General features: G+C 64.8%; 12 protein-coding genes. 4 read left to right on the forward strand and 8 right to left on the reverse strand.

What is annotated here, in order from left to right:
* Positions 1–10: 10 nt before the first annotated feature.
* The 3 genes from QZX79_RS09110 to QZX79_RS09120 all read right to left on the reverse strand — a co-directional run bounded on the left by QZX79_RS09110 (position 11) and on the right by QZX79_RS09120 (position 3,502).
* Positions 11–1,396 (reverse strand): ABC transporter substrate-binding protein, encoded by a 1,386-nt coding sequence (locus QZX79_RS09110; protein WP_294567732.1) that lies wholly within the window; start codon positions 1,394–1,396, stop codon positions 11–13.
* A 163-nt stretch (positions 1,397–1,559) separates the two neighbouring features.
* Entirely contained in the window at positions 1,560–2,465 is a 906-nt protein-coding gene (locus tag QZX79_RS09115; RefSeq protein ID WP_294567734.1) for a carbohydrate ABC transporter permease, read from the reverse strand.
* Positions 2,465–3,502 (reverse strand): carbohydrate ABC transporter permease, encoded by a 1,038-nt coding sequence (locus QZX79_RS09120; protein WP_294567735.1) that lies wholly within the window; start codon positions 3,500–3,502, stop codon positions 2,465–2,467. The genes QZX79_RS09115 and QZX79_RS09120 overlap by 1 nt, the downstream gene beginning before the upstream one ends.
* Positions 3,503–3,721: 219 nt before the next feature.
* Between QZX79_RS09120 and QZX79_RS09125 the strand changes: the two genes are divergently transcribed.
* On the forward strand, positions 3,722–5,701 hold the full coding sequence (locus QZX79_RS09125) for a glycoside hydrolase family 2 TIM barrel-domain containing protein (RefSeq protein WP_366484849.1): 1,980 nt from the start codon (positions 3,722–3,724) through the stop codon (positions 5,699–5,701).
* A gap of 47 nt (positions 5,702–5,748) precedes the next feature.
* Positions 5,749–7,212 carry an NAD(P)/FAD-dependent oxidoreductase gene (locus QZX79_RS09130; RefSeq protein ID WP_294567737.1) on the forward strand — a complete coding sequence of 488 codons (1,464 nt, stop codon included), beginning with the start codon at positions 5,749–5,751 and terminating at the stop codon, positions 7,210–7,212.
* Between the two features lie 593 nt (positions 7,213–7,805).
* Here the strand turns inward: QZX79_RS09130 and QZX79_RS09135 are convergent.
* From QZX79_RS09135 to QZX79_RS09155, 5 genes are all read right to left on the reverse strand, one after another.
* Positions 7,806–8,372, reverse strand: a complete 567-nt coding sequence (locus tag QZX79_RS09135; protein ID WP_294567739.1) for a ParB family protein — start codon at positions 8,370–8,372, stop codon at positions 7,806–7,808.
* Positions 8,369–9,193 carry a ParA family protein gene (locus QZX79_RS09140; protein ID WP_294567740.1) on the reverse strand — a complete coding sequence of 275 codons (825 nt, stop codon included), beginning with the start codon at positions 9,191–9,193 and terminating at the stop codon, positions 8,369–8,371. Before QZX79_RS09140 ends, QZX79_RS09135 begins: the two co-directional genes overlap by 4 nt.
* A 1,503-nt stretch (positions 9,194–10,696) precedes the next feature.
* Positions 10,697–12,436: a MarR family transcriptional regulator gene (locus tag QZX79_RS09145; protein ID WP_294567741.1), complete on the reverse strand. Its 1,740-nt coding sequence runs from the start codon at positions 12,434–12,436 to the stop codon at positions 10,697–10,699.
* A gap of 1,371 nt (positions 12,437–13,807) precedes the next feature.
* A complete protein-coding gene (locus QZX79_RS09150; RefSeq protein WP_294567744.1) occupies positions 13,808–15,397 on the reverse strand; it encodes a chromosome partitioning protein ParA in 1,590 nt (529 codons plus the stop codon).
* A 31-nt stretch (positions 15,398–15,428) separates the two neighbouring features.
* Complete coding sequence (locus QZX79_RS09155; protein WP_294567746.1) at positions 15,429–15,743, reverse strand: hypothetical protein; 315 nt, start codon at positions 15,741–15,743, stop codon at positions 15,429–15,431.
* A 31-nt stretch (positions 15,744–15,774) separates the two neighbouring features.
* Between QZX79_RS09155 and QZX79_RS09160 the strand changes: the two genes are divergently transcribed.
* Positions 15,775–16,815 carry a YhcG family protein gene (locus QZX79_RS09160; protein WP_294567748.1) on the forward strand — a complete coding sequence of 347 codons (1,041 nt, stop codon included), beginning with the start codon at positions 15,775–15,777 and terminating at the stop codon, positions 16,813–16,815.
* Positions 16,816–17,124: 309 nt separating this feature from the next.
* The gene (locus QZX79_RS09165; RefSeq protein WP_294567750.1) at positions 17,125–18,072 is read left to right on the forward strand and encodes a hypothetical protein; all 948 of its coding nucleotides are present in this window, start codon (positions 17,125–17,127) and stop codon (positions 18,070–18,072) included.
* Positions 18,073–18,712 lie beyond the last annotated feature (640 nt).

The following is an 18,712-nucleotide window of genomic DNA, read 5'->3' on the forward strand; positions in this document are numbered from 1 at the left end:
CGGGGCCGCTTCAGCCGCCGGCGAGGGCCGAGTTGATGTTGGCGTCGGCTTCGCGCAGGGCATCCTCGACGGGGGCGTCCTGGAACCAGATGGACTCCACGGCCTGGACGCAGATTTTCTCGACGGCGGGCCAGTTGGAGATGTGGGGCAGCAGTCCGGCGTTGGTCAGGCCCGTTTCCGCATAGTTCTGCCGCTGCGGTGCGGCCTCGTATTCGGGGCTTTCCACGATGGAGGTCCTGGAGGAGATGTGCCCTGTTCCCAGTGCCCAGGTCGCGTCGTTTTCGTAGAGGAAGTTGACGAATTCCAGTGCGGCCCGGTACTTGACTGGGTCGGCGTCCTTCTGGGCCGGGATGGCCCACAGGTGCTGGTTGGACCAGACGGCGGGCTCCTTGAACAGCGTGGGGAAGTTGGTGGCCTGGTATTCGAAGGACGCCTCGGCGTTGTAGCTGTCGACGACCCAGGTGCCGTTGTAGAGCATGGCGGCTTCCCCGTTGAGGAAGCTTTGACCGGCCGCATCATAGGTCTGGTCCCCGTCGGCGTAGCCGCTGGTGAACAGGGAGCTGACGAAGTCGACGGCCTTGCGCGCTTCGGGGGTATCGAGGTTGGCCTCGGTCAGGTCCTCACTGAGCACGCTGCTGCCTTGCTGCATGATCAGGCTGTGGACCAGGTGCCATCCCAGGTTGTCTCCGACGCGGGGAATGGCGATGAGGTTCTTGCCGGTCTTGTCTTTCATGGTTTTGGCCGCGGTGATGAATTCCTCGGTGGAGGTGGGCAGCACGGGGGCGCCGGTGTCATCGACCAGCCCGGCCTGACGGAACAGGTCGACATTGACGTGGGCCAGGGCGGCGTGCACATCGAAGGGGACCGCATAGACCTTGTCCTCGTACCGGATGGCGTCCTGCTCCACGGGAAGCGCGTCCTCAAGATCGGTGTCGGTCGCTGCGACGGCCTCATCCAGGGGCACCAGGAGGGATCGTTGGGCGTAGTCGACCAGGCTCGCCCCGTGCATTGCTGCGACATCGGGCGGGGTGGATCCGGCGATGGCGGTGTTCAGCTGGTCGTAATAGTTGTCCCAGGCCGCTCCACCGAGGCGGTTGACGGTGATTCCGTGCTCGTTCTCGGCGTTGAATTTGTTGGTCAGGGTGGTGATGGTGGGGCACTCCCCCACCACGGCGGTGATGTCGGTGCTGTCTCCGACCTCGTCGGAGCATTCTCCGAAGAAGTGGGAGAACTCGATGGTGGTTCCCTGCAGGTCTTCCTCGGCCACATCGGCGATGGACTGGCCGCTGTCGGCGGCACCGGTGGTGGTTCCGCCGCTGCAGCCGCTCAGGAGAAGGGCCGAAGCGATCACGGGCAGGAGGACGGTCTTCGGCAACCGTTGGTGGATTACGTGCATGGGGTGCTCCTTGGGCTCTTTGATGCGGCTAACGGGCTGACGGGGCCGCGCGGCCCGCCTGCGGTCGGGTGGAAGGAACTGGATGCGCGCCAGCGGATGGGGCGGGGCCGCCGTGGGGTGGTGCCGCGGATCCGAGGGTGCGGTCCAGGTGGTGGTTCCGGCGTCACTTTTCCCCGCTTCCGAGCGTGATGCCGCGGATGAGTTGGCGCTGGAAGAGGAGGAACACGATGATCAGTGGCAGGCTGCCCACCAGTCCGCGGGCCATGAGGGTTCCCAGGTCCGTTGCGGCGGCGAAGTTGGACTGAAGGGACGCGAGCCCGGTGGTGACGGTGAACCATTCCGAACGCGTCGAGGCGACCAGTGGCCACAGGTAGTCGTTCCAGGTCAGCACGAACGTGAAGATGGCCAGTGATGCCATGGCCGGGCGGGCAAGGGGCAGCATGATGGCGAAGAAAATCCGCCACCGTCCGGCTCCGTCGATGCGGGCGGCTTCCTCAAGTTCCACAGGAACCTTGCTGAAGAACTGGGCCATCAGGAACACCCCCAGGGGTGCTGCGAGCCGCGGCAGGATCAGGGCCGGGTAGCTGTTCTGCAGGTCGGCGCTGGAGATCATGAGGAACAACGGGACGAACATGGCCTCCTTGGGCACCATGAGCCCGGCGAGGACGACGATGAACAGCAGCCTGCGTCCCGGGAAGTGGATCCGGGAGAAGGCGTAGCCGGCCATGGCGCAGAAAATCACTGTGACGACGGTGGTGGTGATGCTGACCACGGCGCTGTTGAGGAACCACCGGGCCAGTTCTCCGGCGCCGAGGGCGGTGACGAAGTTTTCCAGGGTCAGCGAGGAGGGCAGCAGGCTCGAGGAGGACCGCTGCAGGGAGTCGTTCGGGGTCAGCGCCATGGAAATCATCCACAGCACGGGGATGAACCAGGTGAAGGCGGCGACGATCATGAGGCCGTGGTAGGTCACGGTGCGCCGGCGGGCGGCCGGGCTTTGGGGCTGGGTGCGGGGCGTGCCCGCCGGCGCCTTGGTGCGGATGCGGGTCTGTGGGGCTGTGGTGTGGGCCATCAGGCGTCCTTGGAGATCAGGCGGAATTGGACGGCGGCCACGGCCGCCATGACCACGAAGAGGAAGACGGACAGGGCCGCCGCGTACCCGAGTTGGTAGTTCTTGAAGCCGGCTTCATAGACGTGCTGGATCAGGACTTCCGTCGCCGTGCCCGGTCCGCCCCGGGTCATGATGTAGACCTGCCCGAAGATCTGGAATGAGGCGATGAGCTGGGTGATGGTGACCAGAACCGTGACGTGGGACAGGCCCGGGACGGTGATGTGGCGGAAACGCTGCCAGTACCCTGCCCCGTCCAGGGAGGCGGCTTCGTAGTAGGCCGGCTCGATGTCCTGCAGGCCCGCGGCGAACAGGACCATGTTGAAACCGACGCTCCACCACACGCTGGTCGCGATGATGGCAGGCATGGCCAGGGCCGGTTCGGAGAGAAACGCGATGCCGTCGACGCCGAACCAGCCCAGCGCACCGGCGATCAGCCCCCGGTCGGGGTTCAGCAGGTAGCTCCAGATCAGGGTGACGGCGGAGATCGGCAGCACATAGGGGAGGAAGAACACGGCGCGGTAGGCGCTGCGCCCCCGGCGGGCGTTGTTGAGCAGCAACGCCATGGCCAGTCCCAGCGCGATGAGGATCGGCGTGGACACCAGGGTGAAGACCAGGGTGTTCTGCAGGGAGTTCCAGAATCCCGAGTCATTCCAGGCCCCGCCCGGCCCCGGATGGAACCCCAGCAGAACCGCAATGATGACGCCTGCGGCTCCGGTGACCACCGCCGCCGTTTTGGAGGGGCCCTGCCGCAGCAGGGAGCGGATAATCAGGGCTGTCACGGCCAGGACCAGCAGCCGGGGCAGCCACGCGTGGCTGATGTTCCAGACAATGCCGGTCCCCCACAGCATGCGCAGGTAGTTGTCCGCTCCCACGAACTGGCGGATGGGGCTGAGCAGATCCCAATTAAAACCGCTCATATAAAGTGCCTGGCCCACCGGTGCCAGGAGGAAAATGGCATACACCGCCAGGAAGGGGGCCAGGAAGAGGGCTGCGTCCATCGACGCGCGCCGGCGCCGACGGGAACCGGGCCTGCGTTGGGACGTGCGCACTTCGTGCGCTCGGCCGGAGGCATCAGCGGAACCTGGAATGCCAGGAGGAGACCCGGTCGGTTTGATCTGGTTCGTAGTCAACGTCGACTCCCTTTTCCTCGTGGCAAACCATCAATAACCGCAAGTTTGATTGTGATATAGCTCATTGTCAACACTTCAATTGCCACGTTGCAAAGCGAGGGTCGATCGCGCATCATATGGACCATGACTAGTATTGGCGATTCCCGGATCCTGCCTGCAGCATCATCACAGGACGGGACGTATCCGCGTCCGCAGCTGATGCGGCAGGGTTGGGTCGATCTCAGTGGCTCCTGGGAGTTCCAGCACGATGATGAGGACCGGGGAATCGACGAACTGTGGTTCGCGCAGGCACATGCTTTTGAGCGGACCATCACCGTTCCCTTCCCTCCCGAGGCCGAGCTGTCGGGCATTGGTGCCACCGGCTTTCACCCGGTGGTCTGGTACCGGCGGACGATCACGCCGGGCGAGATTGCGTCGCTGGGCCCGGTGGGACGGCAGGTCATCCTGCATTTCGGCGCCGTGGATTACCGCGCCCAGGTGTGGGTGGATGGGCAGTATCTGGGCAGCCATCAGGGAGGGCATACTCCGTTTTCCTTCACCCTTCCGGCCCGGGTGGACAGTTCCGATCCCATGGTCGTGGTGGTGCGGGCCGAGGATGATCCCCTGGATGTTTCCCAACCGCGGGGCAAGCAGGACTGGCAGGTTGTCCCGCATGGGATCTGGTACCACCGTACGTCCGGAATCTGGCAGCCGGTGTGGCTTGAGGCCGCCCCGGCGACGCGCATTGCCTCCCTTGGCTGGTCGGCTGACGTTCCGGCCGGAACGGTGGAACTGGAGCTGGGATTGAACCGCAGGCCGGCCGGGAAAGCGGTGGTGAGTGTTCACCTCCGCTTTGGGGATGAAACGCTGGCCGAACTGAGTTTTGCCCAGACCGATCCCCGCAGCACTACGCGGATCACCCTGCCCGGGCAGGTGAATGGCCAGGGGTATGAGGCGCTGCTGTGGTCCCCGGACGCACCAAGGCTCATCGATGCCGAGGTCAGGGTGGAGTTCAGTGATGGCAGCGATGATGCCGTTGCCTCCTATTTCGGGTTGCGCAGCACATCCTGGGCCGGCGGGCACTTCTTGCTCAATGACCGTCCCTGCTACATCCGGGCCGTGCTGGCGCAGGGGTACTGGGCACAGTCCCATCTGGCGGCTCCCAGCGCTGACGCGCTGCGTGCCGAGGTGGAACTCGCCCGCGACATGGGATTCAACACCGTCCGGTTGCACCAGAAGATTGAAGATCCGCGCTTCCTCTACTGGGCGGACCGCCTGGGCCTGATGGTGTGGGGGGAGAATGCCAGCGCCTTCGAGTTCTCGGCCACGGCGGTTTCCCGTCTGATGAGGGAATGGACCGAAACGATCCACCGGGACCGCTCCCACCCGTCCATCGTGGCCTGGGTGCCTTTGAATGAGAGCTGGGGGGTTCAGCACCTTGCACACGATCCGGCGCAGCTTGACTACACCCGATCGCTGTACCACCTCACAAAGGCGTTGGATCCGGGCCGCCCGGTCATCAGTAATGATGGGTGGGAACATGCCGAGTCGGACTTCCTGACAATTCATGATTACTCCACCACGGGGCCGGAGCTTGAGGCTTTCTATAAGGACGAGCACTCGGTGCAGTCATTGATGGAGGGAGTGGGACCGTTGGGCCGGCGTATGAAACTGATCGACACAGCCGACCAGGGCAAACCCATCGTTGTGTCGGAGTTCGGAGGGGTAAGTTTTGCGGCGTCGTCCCCGGAAACCAGTTGGGGCTATGTGACGGTCTCCGGGGCATCGGAATATGAGCGCGCCCTGCGCGAGCAGTTCGAGGCACTCCAGGCCAGCCCGGTGCTGGCCGGATTCTGCTACACACAGCTCACCGATACGCTGCAGGAGGCCAATGGCCTGGCGGGGGAAGACCGCCGGCCGAAACTACCGTTGGAGGTGATCCGGTCGATCGTCCATGGTGACCGTGTCGACATCAGCGCGCACGGCAGGCCGAAGAAACCCGTGGAGCAGCCCATTACGGTGGCGGACAGTCCGGCGGAACTCGGGATGAAGGCCTTGGAACCCGTGGAGCGGTCCCAGCCGGTGTGACCGCCGATGCTCGGCTCGGGGAGGCAGCCCCAATCTGAAGGAGCAGCATGAGGCAGATGATGAATACCGCCCAGGACCGCCCTGAGCCGGGGACCTACGATGTCGTCGTCATCGGTGGGGGTCCGGTCGGCGGTGCGGCGGCGCAGCGGCTGGTGCGCGGCGGGATGTCGGTCGCCCTCGTTGAGGCCGAACTGGTCGGTGGTGAGTGCCACTACTGGGCGTGCATTCCCAGCAAGGCGATGCTGCGCCCCGCCCAGGCGAGGCTGGCCGCCCTGCGGTCTCCGGGGGCACGGGAGTCGGTGACCGGCCGGCTTGACCCGTCGGCGGTGTTGGCCCGCCGTGACGATGCCGTCGATCACCTCGACGACACGAGGATCGCTGCAGGGATGAAAGCACGCGGGATGGAGGTCATCCGGGGCCGGGGCCGTCTCGCCGGGCCGCGGAGCGTCGTCGTTGATGCCGGCCCGGGCCCGCAGATCGAGCTCAGCGCCGGGCAGGCGGTCGTCCTTGCCACCGGATCGCTGCCGGTCCTTCCGCCGGTGCCCGGGCTGGCCGAGGCGTTGCCGTGGACGAACCGGGAGGCCACGTCCGCTGTCGTTGCCCCCCGCCGCCTGGTGGTCCTTGGCGGTGGGGCGGTGGGCCTGGAGATGGCCCAGGCGTGGAGCTGGCTGGGCAGCGGCCAGGTCGTGGTGTTGAACCGCGGCCCCCACCTGCTGCCGAACCACGAGCCGTTCGTCGGCGACCTGGTGCTGGCCGGCCTTCAGGCGGCCGGTGTCGAGGTGCGTTTCGGCGTCGAAGTCCAGCGCGTGCTGCGTCCGGCGGCCGGGGGTGAAGTGCTGGTTCACCTCAGTGACGGGTCGGTGGTGGCCGCTGATGAACTGCTGGTGGCCGCCGGGCGCCGCCCCCCGACCGGCGACCTGGGGATTGAGACGATCGGCGCTGCACCCGGCCGCTGGCTCGAGGTGGATCCGACCCTGCAGGTCGTTGGCGCCCCGGGGGTTTACGCCATTGGTGATGTCAACGGCCATGCCCTGCTGACCCACCAGGGAAAGTACCAGGCCCGGGTCGCCGCTGATGCAATTCTGGCCCGCCGCAGGGGCGAGGAGCCTTCCTTCACCGCCGACGCTGACGCGGCTGCCGTGCCCCAGGTGCTCTTTACGGACCCCGAGGTTGCCAGCGTCGGTCTGAGCAGCCGGGATGCTACGGCGCGGGGATGGCGGGTGAGCGTTGTGGAGGCTGATCTTGGTGCGGTGGCCGGCGCGGGGCTGCACGCCCTGGGTTATGCCGGCCGGGCAGCCCTGGTTATTGATGAGGATTCCCAGACGCTGGTGGGGGCCACGTTCGTCGGCCAGGATGTCGCTGACATGGTGCATGCCGCCACCATGGCCGTTGTCGCCCGTGTACCGCTGGAGCGGATGCGCCACGTCGTACCCAGCTTCCCTACCTTGAGCGAGGTCTGGCTTGAGCTCCTTGATGCGTACTTCCTGCAACGACGCTCCACCCCCTCCTGACCCGGAAACCCGAGGACCTGGGCGCTGTGGCTGCAGAAGCTCTGCCCGCAGGCGCGCAGGGTTTCAGCCGCTTTGCGCGGGGTTCCTGGCCCTGCCCGCCTGCGCGGACAGGGCCGGCCCAGCGCCGGATGTCCTTCCCCGGGATGCTCCGTGATCCCGTGGTGGAGGACTCACTACCGCAACCGGGCCTCCCGAGGAGGCCCGGGATGGGTGATCCAGCGCTGCCGCCTAGGCCGGGCCGGCCTGATCCCTCGGCTGTGGTCGGGTTTTCCTCGGCGCCGTCCAGGGCAGGTTCCCGCACCTGATCGACGGCGGGCAGGCCGCAACGGCACGCTCCGTCTCACCACATTCCGGCCAAGGAGGCTTTTCTCACCCGCTCCACTCCCCCACCGGCGGAGTGCGGCGGGGGACATCGCGGCCTGACGGGGCTTCCCGGCTCAGCTTTGTCGGTATTGGACGGCCGCAGGTCCTGCCCGGTCAGCCGGCCGCGGACGCACCGAGGTGCGGTGGCGCCGGTCGGATTCGCTGGGCCCGGGCCGGCAGGAACCGGCAGAGGCCACCGGGGAGGGGACGGTGCTCGGGGCCTGCGGGCGTTAGCGGACCGGACGGCCGCGCGGCACCCCGTTCGGCAGGCTGGGAAACTGCTCGCCGTTGTTGTACTCCTTTTCGAGGCGCTCACATTCGGCCTCGATAAGGGAGCAGATGAAGTCGGACAGGGTTTGGTGTCCGGTGAAGTGGCGGGTGTTGATGTATGCCGCCCGCATCCTGATGCCCAGATCGATCGGCTCCCAGTAGCCGGTCTTCTTGACGGTCGATTCGGCCTTGGCGGAATTGACCGCGGCCGGCACGGAGACCCCCTGCCGCACCGGCGGCAGGGGGGCCGGACTTTCTGTCACGACCTCCGGGGCGGGCCGGGCCGGCGCCCGGGCGGTGAGTTCGTCCGCCGGACCGTTCTGGATCGGGATCGGGGCGGGGACGGTGGCCCGGGTCTCCGGTGCAGGGTGGTCCCTCGTTCCGGCCGGTTCGGGTTCCGGGTGCGTCGGTGGGGCCACCATCTCCTCGATGACGCTGCGGGAGGGGGCCTTCTTCATGCCCTTTGGTTTGAGCTTGTTGAGGGAGTTCCCGGGCCCCCCGCGCCCGCTCGCGGGAACGGTGCTCATTCTTCGCTGCCTTTCCAGATCTGCCCGGCGAGCAGCTCAAGGTCGGCCCGCAGGGCGGTGGCCACCGATCCGAACGCGCGCAGCGGTTGGGATGCGGCCTGGGACTTTGCGAACAGCTCGCGGTCCGGCAGGGCAGGGTCCAGAACAAGGTCGCCGAACTCTTCGCGGACCTTGTCGATCCAGTAGGTCTGGTCCGAGCGGCCCTTGCGTTCCTTGTTGATGATGACTCCGACGACGCCGATGTCCTCGTTGAGGTTTTCCTGCACCTCGGCAATGGTTGTGACGATTTCCGCCAGGCCCTCGACGGAGGAGACCCGGGGCTCGGTCACCAGCAGTGCGTGTGTGGCGGCGGTGAGGGCGTTGACGGTGAGCAGGCCAAGTGAGGGAGGGCAGTCGATCAGGACGATGTCGTATTCATCGGCGACGCCCTTGAGGGCGATGCGCAGCCGGTGTTCCCGGGCCATCATGGCGTCGCGTTCCCGTGAGGCGAGGTTCCGTTCCGCGGCGATGACGCTGATGGGCGGGAAGGATTCGCCCTTGTCGCCGCGGGGCGCCCAGGCCTCCCCTGCCGGGACGACCACGGACGCCGCGTATCCGGGGACGATCTTTTGGTTGTTGTCACCGTCGCCGTACAGCACGTCATTGAGGGTGAATTCAGCTTCGACACCCAGCGCCGAGGTGGTGTTGCGCTGCGGATCCGCATCGATGACCAGCACCGTCTTGCCCAGTTTCTGGGAGAAAGCCTCCGCCAGACCAGTGACGACCGTGGTTTTGCCCACTCCGCCCTTCTGATTGCAGACCGCAATGATTCTCGCCGGCATCAGCCAGTACCTTCCCTCGACGCGCGGACAGCTGCACGGCAGGGTCCACTCCCCTGGGTAAGGATGTGATCTCGGTGCCGGCAGGTCCGATTTCCACCTAACCCTATCGTCCCGATATGTGTGAGGACCGGCGGCACGCCGCAGCACGGTAACAATGGAACCTTTACTACCGAAGCTTCCAGGACCCACTCCCCCACCTTCCGCAGGCAAAGGAAGTATCGGAACCTTTGGAACCAGATGGAAACGCCACCAGCAACCGGTCCTGCCCCGGCGGGGTCCGCCCAGGAGTTCGCAGCCAACAGGGCCGGCAGCAATTCAGGGGCGGCACATGATCGGGCGGGCCTCCTGCGGGCGTGCAGCGGACCGGCTTCGGGCATTTACAGACCAGCCGCACAGGAAAACAAAACTATTGGTACCAATGCTTCCGTTACCGCCGGCCCGAATGGTACCGAACCCGGAGCAGCCCGCCACCGGCCAATACGGCTCCGGGCGTATTGGTAGTAATGGTTCTTTTACTACCGCAACTTCTAAAGCGCCTAAAGCTTCCAATACCTCCACAGGCGGGCGGCTCCCACCTGGACATATTGGTACCGATGTTTCCGGAGGGCCCCCCAGGGCAGATCCAGCGAAGCCACAGGGCAGCGGTGCCGCACCCCGCAGGAGGCTTCACCCGCCGGGGTCCGGGCCAGTGGTACCAATACTTCCGTTGCGTGCACGGATTGGTACCATTTTTACTCCGCCCCGTGCGCCCTGCCGGAGCGCTTTTGGAAGTATTGGAAGTTACTGTGCTGGTAACTTCCAATACTTACCTTGGAACCAATAATGCTATTACTTCCATTACTTCGAGCAGTGCCGTATGAAGGTTTGGAAGTAATGGTACCGATATGCCCGGAAAGAGGACGTAGCCGCAGCAGCCGATCGATCCGCGGGCTGCTGCGGAAGGAGCCGCGGCCGGAGGTTCTGCCCACCGGGCCGCCTCGAGCACGTCCAGGCCGGTCACCCTTCAGGGGAGCTCGCCAATGGTTCCATTACTTCCTTTGCTCACCGCACGTTGTGGCGATGCTGTCCGACCAATTGCCTTGGAAGTATTGGCACTAATGGTTCCAAAACATCTAATACTTCCAATGGTCTGCTACCCGGCAGGAACACTTTCCCGGCAGCGGGGGAGTGCAGTGCTCACGCTATGGGGCGAATGCGTCGATCGGAGGTATCGGCTGCGGTCATTTCCACCCCTGACAGCTGCCAGGGGTGGGCGAGGGGAGGGGGCCGCGGACGGGAGACGGCTTGGAGCAGGCCCTCCCGTCGATGGTGTTCCAGACCGCCTTGAGGAGCGCCACGCAGGTCGGGTGGGCGCAGGGACTATATGCCGGCCCGTGCGGACGAACAGGGGAGCGTGCTGTGGCGGGGAGGAGCCTTCACACCCTCCTGGATTGGAAGTATGGGTACCATTACCTCCGATCCCGCGCGATGTTCTGTCGGCGCGGCGGAGGCACCGGTTGAGGGCTAGGGTCTTCGCATCGCGAAAGCGGCGTCCGCGAGGGCCCACTCATCGAGTGTTTCGGCGAAACTTTCCCACGGGTAGTCTTCTCCGGGAGCCAGCAGCTGCTGCTGGGCGCTCACGAGGTGGCCTGCGAGCCACTGCCGCCACGCTTCCCGCTCAGCCCTGTACTTCAGGACCTGTGCCGCTACGGAGTCCAGAACGCCGAATTGTTCGGCCAGGAGGGACAGACTGGTGGATCGGGCGATGCTCCAGGCTCCCTGGGATCCGCGTGCCACGAGATTCCACGAGGCCAGGATCTGGAGCGCCTCGGAGACAGCTGTCCGGCTCATGCCGGTCGCGCTCACCAGCTGGGTTGTCGATAGCACGGTAGGGGAGTGTTCAAGGGCTTCGTACACGAAGGCAGCCGGCAGCCCGAGTTCGCGAAAGACCGGGCGAAGCGCATGGAGCTTGCCTCTGCGCCACGACACCTCGGCGGCTGCCTCGGTCAGGGATTCCGGGATCGAGAGCGTATAGAGATCCCCGTGAGTGCCCCGGCCCGACTCCACCAAGACGATCAGGGGGTCGGGCTCTGTCCGCAGTGACTTCAGGTGACTTGCAACCGTTGTGTGGTCTATCCCCGAGGCGATGGCCAGGGATCGGACTCCGAATTCGACGTATCTGCTTCCGGTCATGTGCGAGGCCGCCCCAAGCGCGCGCAGGATCATCCGCCGTGCCATTCCCTCCCTGGTGCGGTACCTGCCTTCGGCCAGGACAAGGGCGTTGCGCCATGTCCGGATGAACCGATGTTCGTTCTGAGCACCGCGCAGGTTTTGCCCCTGGAGTACCCCCCGCTGTGTAGTTGGCCCGCTAGTGGGGGATATACGGTCATGGTTTTTCCTGGCCGGACGGCTGGCCAAATACGATTCGGCCCGGCGCCAGTCCCGCCGGAGTGCCCTGTAGCGGTGCGGGGCGCGGTAGCGGGCGTAGAACTGTGCCAGTCCAGGCCACGTGCCTTGCTTCATGCGCCGCTCCACATCTGTCAGGGACAGTCCTGCCGCGGCCGCCGAGAGCAGCACCGCTTGCCGGGCTTCGGAGGGAGAGTTGTAGCGGGAGGAGTCGTAGTCTCCGGTTGTGGCGGCGTTGACCATGGCACGGGACATGCCCCGTATGGGGGCGGTAGCTTCGGATCGGCCCGGTTCCGTGCCCGAGGCAAAGTCCTGCTCCAGCCGCAGCGACCTGACCGCGGCGATCTCGTCGCGCAGGTCGTCACGGAGCTTGAGCCAGATCGTGGCGCTGTTGGGCCGGCGCGCGATGTCGTAGGCCATGGACAGGCTCATTTCGAGCCGTTGGTGGCCGCCGCGCTTGTGGGGGCTTCCCGGGGTTCTCATGCAGCCGCCGGTGATGTTCTGATGCGGTGTTTTGTCCAGGCTCCGGTACCTGGTTCCAAGGGCCTCGACCACTTCGCGCGCTTCGTGGAAGGGGACGCGCTCGGCCAGGGGTACATAGACGTGGCAGCCCCCGTTGGGGGAGCGGTCAACGATCCAGCGGGCCCCGTGGGAGTAGAGCCAGCTGGTGAGCCGGCGCACGTCGGCGTCCACCCTGTCGATGCCGTCGATGGAGGAGTCGAAGTCAAAGAACAGTGCCCGGCAGGTGCCATCCTTGCCGAATATGCGCGGGGCAGCAGGAAGGGTGGGGAGCTCGGCGGTGAGTTCCCGTTCCAGGCGCAGCGGGTAGCTCTTGCCGCCGTCGCGGGAGACCCGCATGCGGGGTTGTCCAGCCAGAAGCGGAGCCAGTGCTGCCCAGACGGTTGCGGGGTCCGATGAGGGGTCGGCGACTCGCGGCGCGCCGATCACCCTATTTTCTGGCAGCACCTCATGGCGCTGATGTACGATGGGAGTGTTCCTCTCGTAGGAATGACAAAGAGACCCTCGCGGGGATCTTTGAATGGCTCTTCACCTGTAGCCGGCAAGCAGTATGGTGATGAGCTAGGACTTTTCAGAAGGGCCCGCCTTGTGCGGGCCTTTCTTTTTGTCTAGGAGGCTAGACGACGCATAGGCACCCTTTCCTGGACCTCGAGGGGAAGTGCCTCTTGCCACTCGAGTGAGCTGAGATCTGCTTGGGCCAGTTTTTCGTGGATGATGGCTGCTACGAACTCGCTGACGGTGAGCCCGTTCAGCTTGGCAACATGGGGCAGCAGCTGGGCTTCATCTACTGGAACCCGGGTGCCCACAAAACTACGGGGGCCCTTGCTTCGTTGACCGCCTCCGCGGTTACCTGTCGCAGCCATCTTCTTCACTGTCCTTCGATTCATGTGCCGGTTCCCAGGTCTTCCGGCGGACCGGATTCTTCGGACGAACTGGCGCCGTGATGTCGTGAAACAAATGCCGGACCACAGTGTGTGGAGCCTCAGGCGTGGGGGTTGCCTTTAACTTTTTCCAGCTGTGACGAATTTAGCACCGCAACGGCGCCATCTTCGGGAAGGTGTAACTTTTTCAGGTTGTGTTGCGCGGCTGCGGCTCAGCCCGGCGACGCGGCTCTCGGTAGGAATCATGGCATGCCCGCCACGAGCGACTGGACCACGGAAGTAATGGGGATATTGCCAGTAATGGAACCAATCGTCGGCCCGCGGATCCGGGCCCGCCGCGGTGGGGCCCGGATCCGCGGAATCTGGCGTGGGCCCTGAAGGGACACCAACGGAAGTATTGGAACCTTTTTGCAGGGTGGTTTTTCTTCCGACTGCAGGCCCGCCGGGGTTGCCGGGCGTTTCGTACTGTGGGCTCTTCCTGCGGCTGCAGGGCGGGCGGCCGGTTGAGGGAGGAAAAAAATATTCACCGCTTGGGCGTGTCGCGCGTGTTTCTGCGGGCAGTGTCCTGTTTTCGGTGGCGCGGTGCCTTTGGTGGTGTGACGAAGACCCAGGTGCCGGGGTTCAGCAGTGGACCGCGCATCCGCGGTCACAGGATGGAAGAAGCGCGGTTCAGGCCGGTTCGGGTGACCGGACGGGTGCGGCCTGGGTCCACAACATGGGACGTCGCTTCGAGGACAGCCACCGTGTCCGGGGAGATGTGGGCGACGGCTCGAGACGTGGTTGCTCGCATGGTGGATGGACTTGGCGGGGGCGAAGGCTGGAGTGGCCCTCATGGGGTGTGTTGCGATGTCGTGGTGTCCTGCAGTCCGTGTGCCACGGCGGCGGCCGCGGTGAGCCAGGCGCGCCGCGTGGCCGGTTTCAGGTCGGTGTAGCGGATTGGTCCGGCTTTCAGGGCCGGATCGTAGGGGACGGTGACGACCCGGCGGACCAGGGGCTCGAATCCTTCCGCGATGCGCTTGGCTTCCCGGATGTCTTCGGGTTTCCACTGGGAGATGATGACCACCGCATCGCGGGCCAGCCGGGCTGAGCGCTCATCCCGGGCGGCGAGGGTCTGCAGGGTGAGCCTGCCGGCCTCGGCCCGGTCTTCCATGGTGGTGGTGGCGATGACCAGCTGGTCGGTGTGGCCGATCATGGCCCGCCAGTTTGCGGCCCGGGCGGTGTTCCCGGAGTCCATGATGATCATCCGGTAGTACTCGGCGGCCGTGAAGTGCACGGCGTCCACCTCGTGCGCCTGGATTTCGTGGTCTCCCTCGTGATTCTCATCCGAGCGCAGCACATCGTACTTGTCCCCGGACTGGTGGTGCACATAGCGCGCCATGAGCGCCTGGTGGGCCATGGGAGCGAGGAGTTGGTCCTTGTCGCTGAGCAGGTCCAGCACGCTGGCGGCGTGTGGTCCCTGTTCGGTGCGCCAGCCCAGGGTGCCCTGGTTTTCGTTGTTGTCCCAGGCCAGGATCCCGCCTCCGCCGTGGCGGGCGAAGACGGCGGACAGGGCTGCCACGGTGGGGGTTTTGTTGGCTCCGCCCTTGCGGTTGACCACGGCGATGGTGCGCGGCCCTGGCCAGTGCCGGCTGACCGCCTCGATGTCTTCCCGTTCGGCGAGCTCCGCGGTTGAGGGGGCCATGGAGATCCCCAGGCGGGTGAGCATGCCGCGCAGGCCCCGGGTGGCCGGACGGGCCGCGGGCCGGCTGGCGAGGAAGGAGGTGCCCTTCAGCACGCCCCGCGGGGGTTCGCTGGGCGGTGTCGCGGAATCTGTTGGTGGCTCGGACGGATCCGGTGGTGCCGGCGGCACGGAGTCCGCCCCGGTGGTGGCCGCGGATTCCGGCTCAACGGGTGGCTGATGATCCCGGCCCCCGGTGCCGGCCGGCCCGCCTCTACCGGCCGGGGTGTCCGTCTGCGGCGGCTCCACTGCCCGCGGACCCGCGGTCACTGGATGGCCGGTGGTCCCGGCGCCGGGGGGTCGAGCGGCATCGCCGGTGGGCGCGGCATCGGTGGCGGTGCCGTACGGTGCGCGCTCCGGCCCGCCGGCCGGGGTGGCCGGCGGGTGCATGCGTGCGGGCCGGTGGCGGGTGCGGGGGACGAAGCTCACCGGGTGCACCGTGCCGTCGGGGTGGATGATGAGCTCTCCGGTGCCGTCGGGGTCTTCGGTGTGTACCCGCAGCGGCCGGCCGAGCAGGCCGGCCTGTTCGGCGGCCAGTTTGATGGCCCGGTCGGTGAGTGTTTTGGTGCCACCTCCGGTGGTCCCGTCGGCCGGGTTCAGGGGGTGGGAGTTTCCGGCGATGATCAGTTCGCCGGTGCCGTTCTCCCGCACGATGGCGGTGACTTTGGGGAAGGCCGGAATGTCGTCGGTCTCGGTGCTCATGCGCGGTTCTCCTTGCCTTTGGCTGCGCGTATCAGGGATGGGGCGGGGCCGGGGTGGTGTCGGTGGGCGGGTGCAGCCGGTTGACCTTCCAGGGGCTTCCCTGGTCCCGGCGCAGCAGCTGCACGGTGTAGATGCCGATATCGGTGGGCACGGTGGCAATGGCCCCGAACCCGTTGGCCGGGTCTATCTGTAGGGTGGGTTCCCCGGCGGCGGAGATGGCCGGGACGCCGGGGGCGCAGGAGCCCAGGGCGGCCGCGGCGTCCGGGTCCAGGTCGCTGGCGGCGGTGACGGTCAGGCGTCGGCCCAGTATTTTAAGTTGACATAAGGTGGGCCATCGGTCGCTCAAAGGGCCGACCAATCACTGCAACAATGGCAGGATGACACCGTCCGATGCCATCCTGCCCTACGAGTACGGTGCGACCTTAGAAATCTTGAAAGACCGTGTACGTCAGGCTCGGGTTGCGGTTCACAGAACTGTGAATACGCAGTTGATCCAGCTGTATTGGCACCTGGGGCACGAAATCCTCGTCCAGCGTGAGCTTCAGGGGTGGGGGACTGGGGTGATCCGTCAGCTTGCGGACGATCTGCGCGCTGAGTTCCCTGATATGACGGGTCTGTCGCGGAGCAACCTGCAGTACATGCGGACTTTCGCGGCTGCGTGGGACGAAGAGTCAGTTGTCCAACAGGCTGTTGGACAACTGCCGTGGGGGCACGTCATCACGCTTCTGGACAAGCTTGATGACCGCGCATCCCGTGACTGGTATGCCATGGCTGCGGTCGAGTACGGATGGTCACGCAACGTTTTGGCGAACATGATCATGAACAAGTCCATGGAACGTACGGGGACTGCGCCGTCGAACTTCAACCGCAGCCTGCCGTCCGCGGATTCTGAGCTTGTCCAGCAGACGGCCAAGGATCCCTACGCATTCGAGTTCCTCGGCTTATCCGGCGAGGTGGCTGAGCGTGACCTTGAGCAGGCTCTCATGGACCGGATTGTGGACACCCTCCGCGAGCTTGGCCCTGGCTTTGCCTTCGTGGGCCGGCAGGTGCATTTCGAGGTCGAGGGGGACGACTTCTACGTCGACCTGCTGTTCTTCCACGTCGAGCAGCTGCGCTATTTCGTCATTGAGCTCAAGACCGGCAAGTTCCAGCCCGAATACGCCGGCAAGCTGAACTTTTATGTCGCCTTGGTCGATGACAAACTTCGGCGGACAACCCACAACGATACCGTTGGGATCCTGATTTGTGGCAGCAAGAACGACCACACCGTCCGCTACGCACTCGGCCGATCCGATTCACCGATGGCGGTATCGACCTACACTTACGAGAGCCTGCCGCCGGCGGAGCAACGCGCCCTGCCGGCTGCCGACGAGCTAACCGCCGCCTTTGACCAGATCGGCTCGGGCATCGGGAATTAGCACGGGGCGATACCCCCAGAGCATCGCCGCACGCCCACGGTAAGCGTCGTCAAAATCTATTCCATCTCCGCGTGTAGCATGACCGACCATATTGTGCCGAGTAGATGGATACGTCGGCGTGACGCCTACTTCGTGCGCCTATGAATGACAGCGCAAGCAGCCGCGGCAGCTCAGATCGTCCGGTGATTCCTAAGCAAGTGAAGCGTGCTTGCCGGCGGTATATGGGTCAGCTCAATTCCGGCTTGGTGCGTGTATATTCGCTTCACCGGCCCTCAACACTATAGTCGGCACGAAATAAATGGGGGAAAATTGAACATAAGAAGTGTGCGCGTTGGGATAGTTCTGTCGCTGACGGCCATAGGAATCGGAAGCACTCCAGCAGTAGCTTTCGATAGCACCCAAGCACCGGATTCAACGGTCCAGCTCGATTCGCCCGCGGATGCGGGTGCTTGGATTGCCAGCGAGTTCTCGGCCGTTGCGGTGAATGTTGACCAGGAGTTGCGAGAAGTGGAGGCGCTCACCTCAAGCCCGGATGTGCTTCTGCAGGTCGATCCCGAGCTGGTGCCGAAGACCACGGCTGACCCGGAACAGACGCCAGGGAGCGTGTCAGACAGCGAGGGAGCCCTGGCTTTACCAACGATTGTGGTGAGCGGCGACACGTCCGGCGCTTCACTTCCCGCAGATGCGAATGAAATCTCGATCGGCATCGATGGACTATCGACACAACCCATGGTCAATTCCGAGGGCCTCCGGGTTGCGGACATCGAAGGGTCAAGTGACTTTGCTGCAGTCCAAGCAAAGGAAGATGGTGTCCAGACACTTAGGGTCATCGGAGATGCGCAGTCCCCGGTAGCCGCAGAGTACAGCGTCAACCTGCCCGAGGGTGCCGTGGTCTACCCAATTGAAGACGGAAGCTTTGTTGTGGAGGACAGCGAGTCGAATGGTTTGGGTGTGATCCAGGTCCCGTGGGCTACTGATGCGGCCGGTGTTGCTGTTCCAACACACATCGAATTCGAAGACGGCAAGTTGACGCAGTACGTTGACCATTCCAGCGGCGATTATCAGTATCCGATTCTCGCAGATCCATACTGGACGTACTCACACACCGCCATCGCCGTGACCGGAAACGGGGCGTGGATCTCGGGAAGCGAGAGTGTGGCCCGAGCGAGCCGGGAACTCAATAGATGTTTTAATTGCTCTTTCCCAATCTCGGGTGCCCTAGCAGATTCCCATTGGGAGGAACCCGTATCAACCTGAACGCCAGCCCTTTCACTTTCTACAACGTTCCAGCTCCGGTTGAGATGGTGAGGAGCGCCGGCGCGACGAATTTCTACTTCAGGGCACTGCCCGGCCACTTCGATGGAGCAGGATCCGCCATCAGCTTCACCTTCTACAAGCCAGCTGGATGGCCTGTTCGAATCGCGATTGCGGCAACAATCATCAAAGATAACGGGACGATTCGGAACAATGCCAATGCATATGTGGCAAAAACGCAATGGACCAGGTTCGCCACGAACCTCGTTCTGAATACAAGGCGCTACCGTTGAGCATGGCCGCGTCCCCACCAGTTGAAAGACGTGCACGCCGAGCGTTGTGGTTGCTTCCGACTGCAGTCCTCACGGGTGCCGTCATTGGCCCGCTTCAGTACCTCATCTTCTACTCTGGATCCGACTCATCGGCGGTGAAGACCGGCATTGCGGTGTCAAGTGTGATTGGTGGAGCAGTGCTCGGGGTGATCGTCGGCGGGCTAGCAGCAGCGATTGGTTATCTGCTCGCTCGACAAGGCCGTTGGAGCATTAAGGTCACGGCGATTGGCGTGACTCTGACGGTGGCCGCCCTTTGGGCGATTATCCTCTACTTGGGTGCAGGGAATGGTCCCGTGGATGCAGCAGACCTT

Origin of the sequence: uncultured Arthrobacter sp. (assembly GCF_902805515.1) — a bacterium.
Taxonomy (GTDB): domain Bacteria; phylum Actinomycetota; class Actinomycetes; order Actinomycetales; family Micrococcaceae; genus Arthrobacter_D.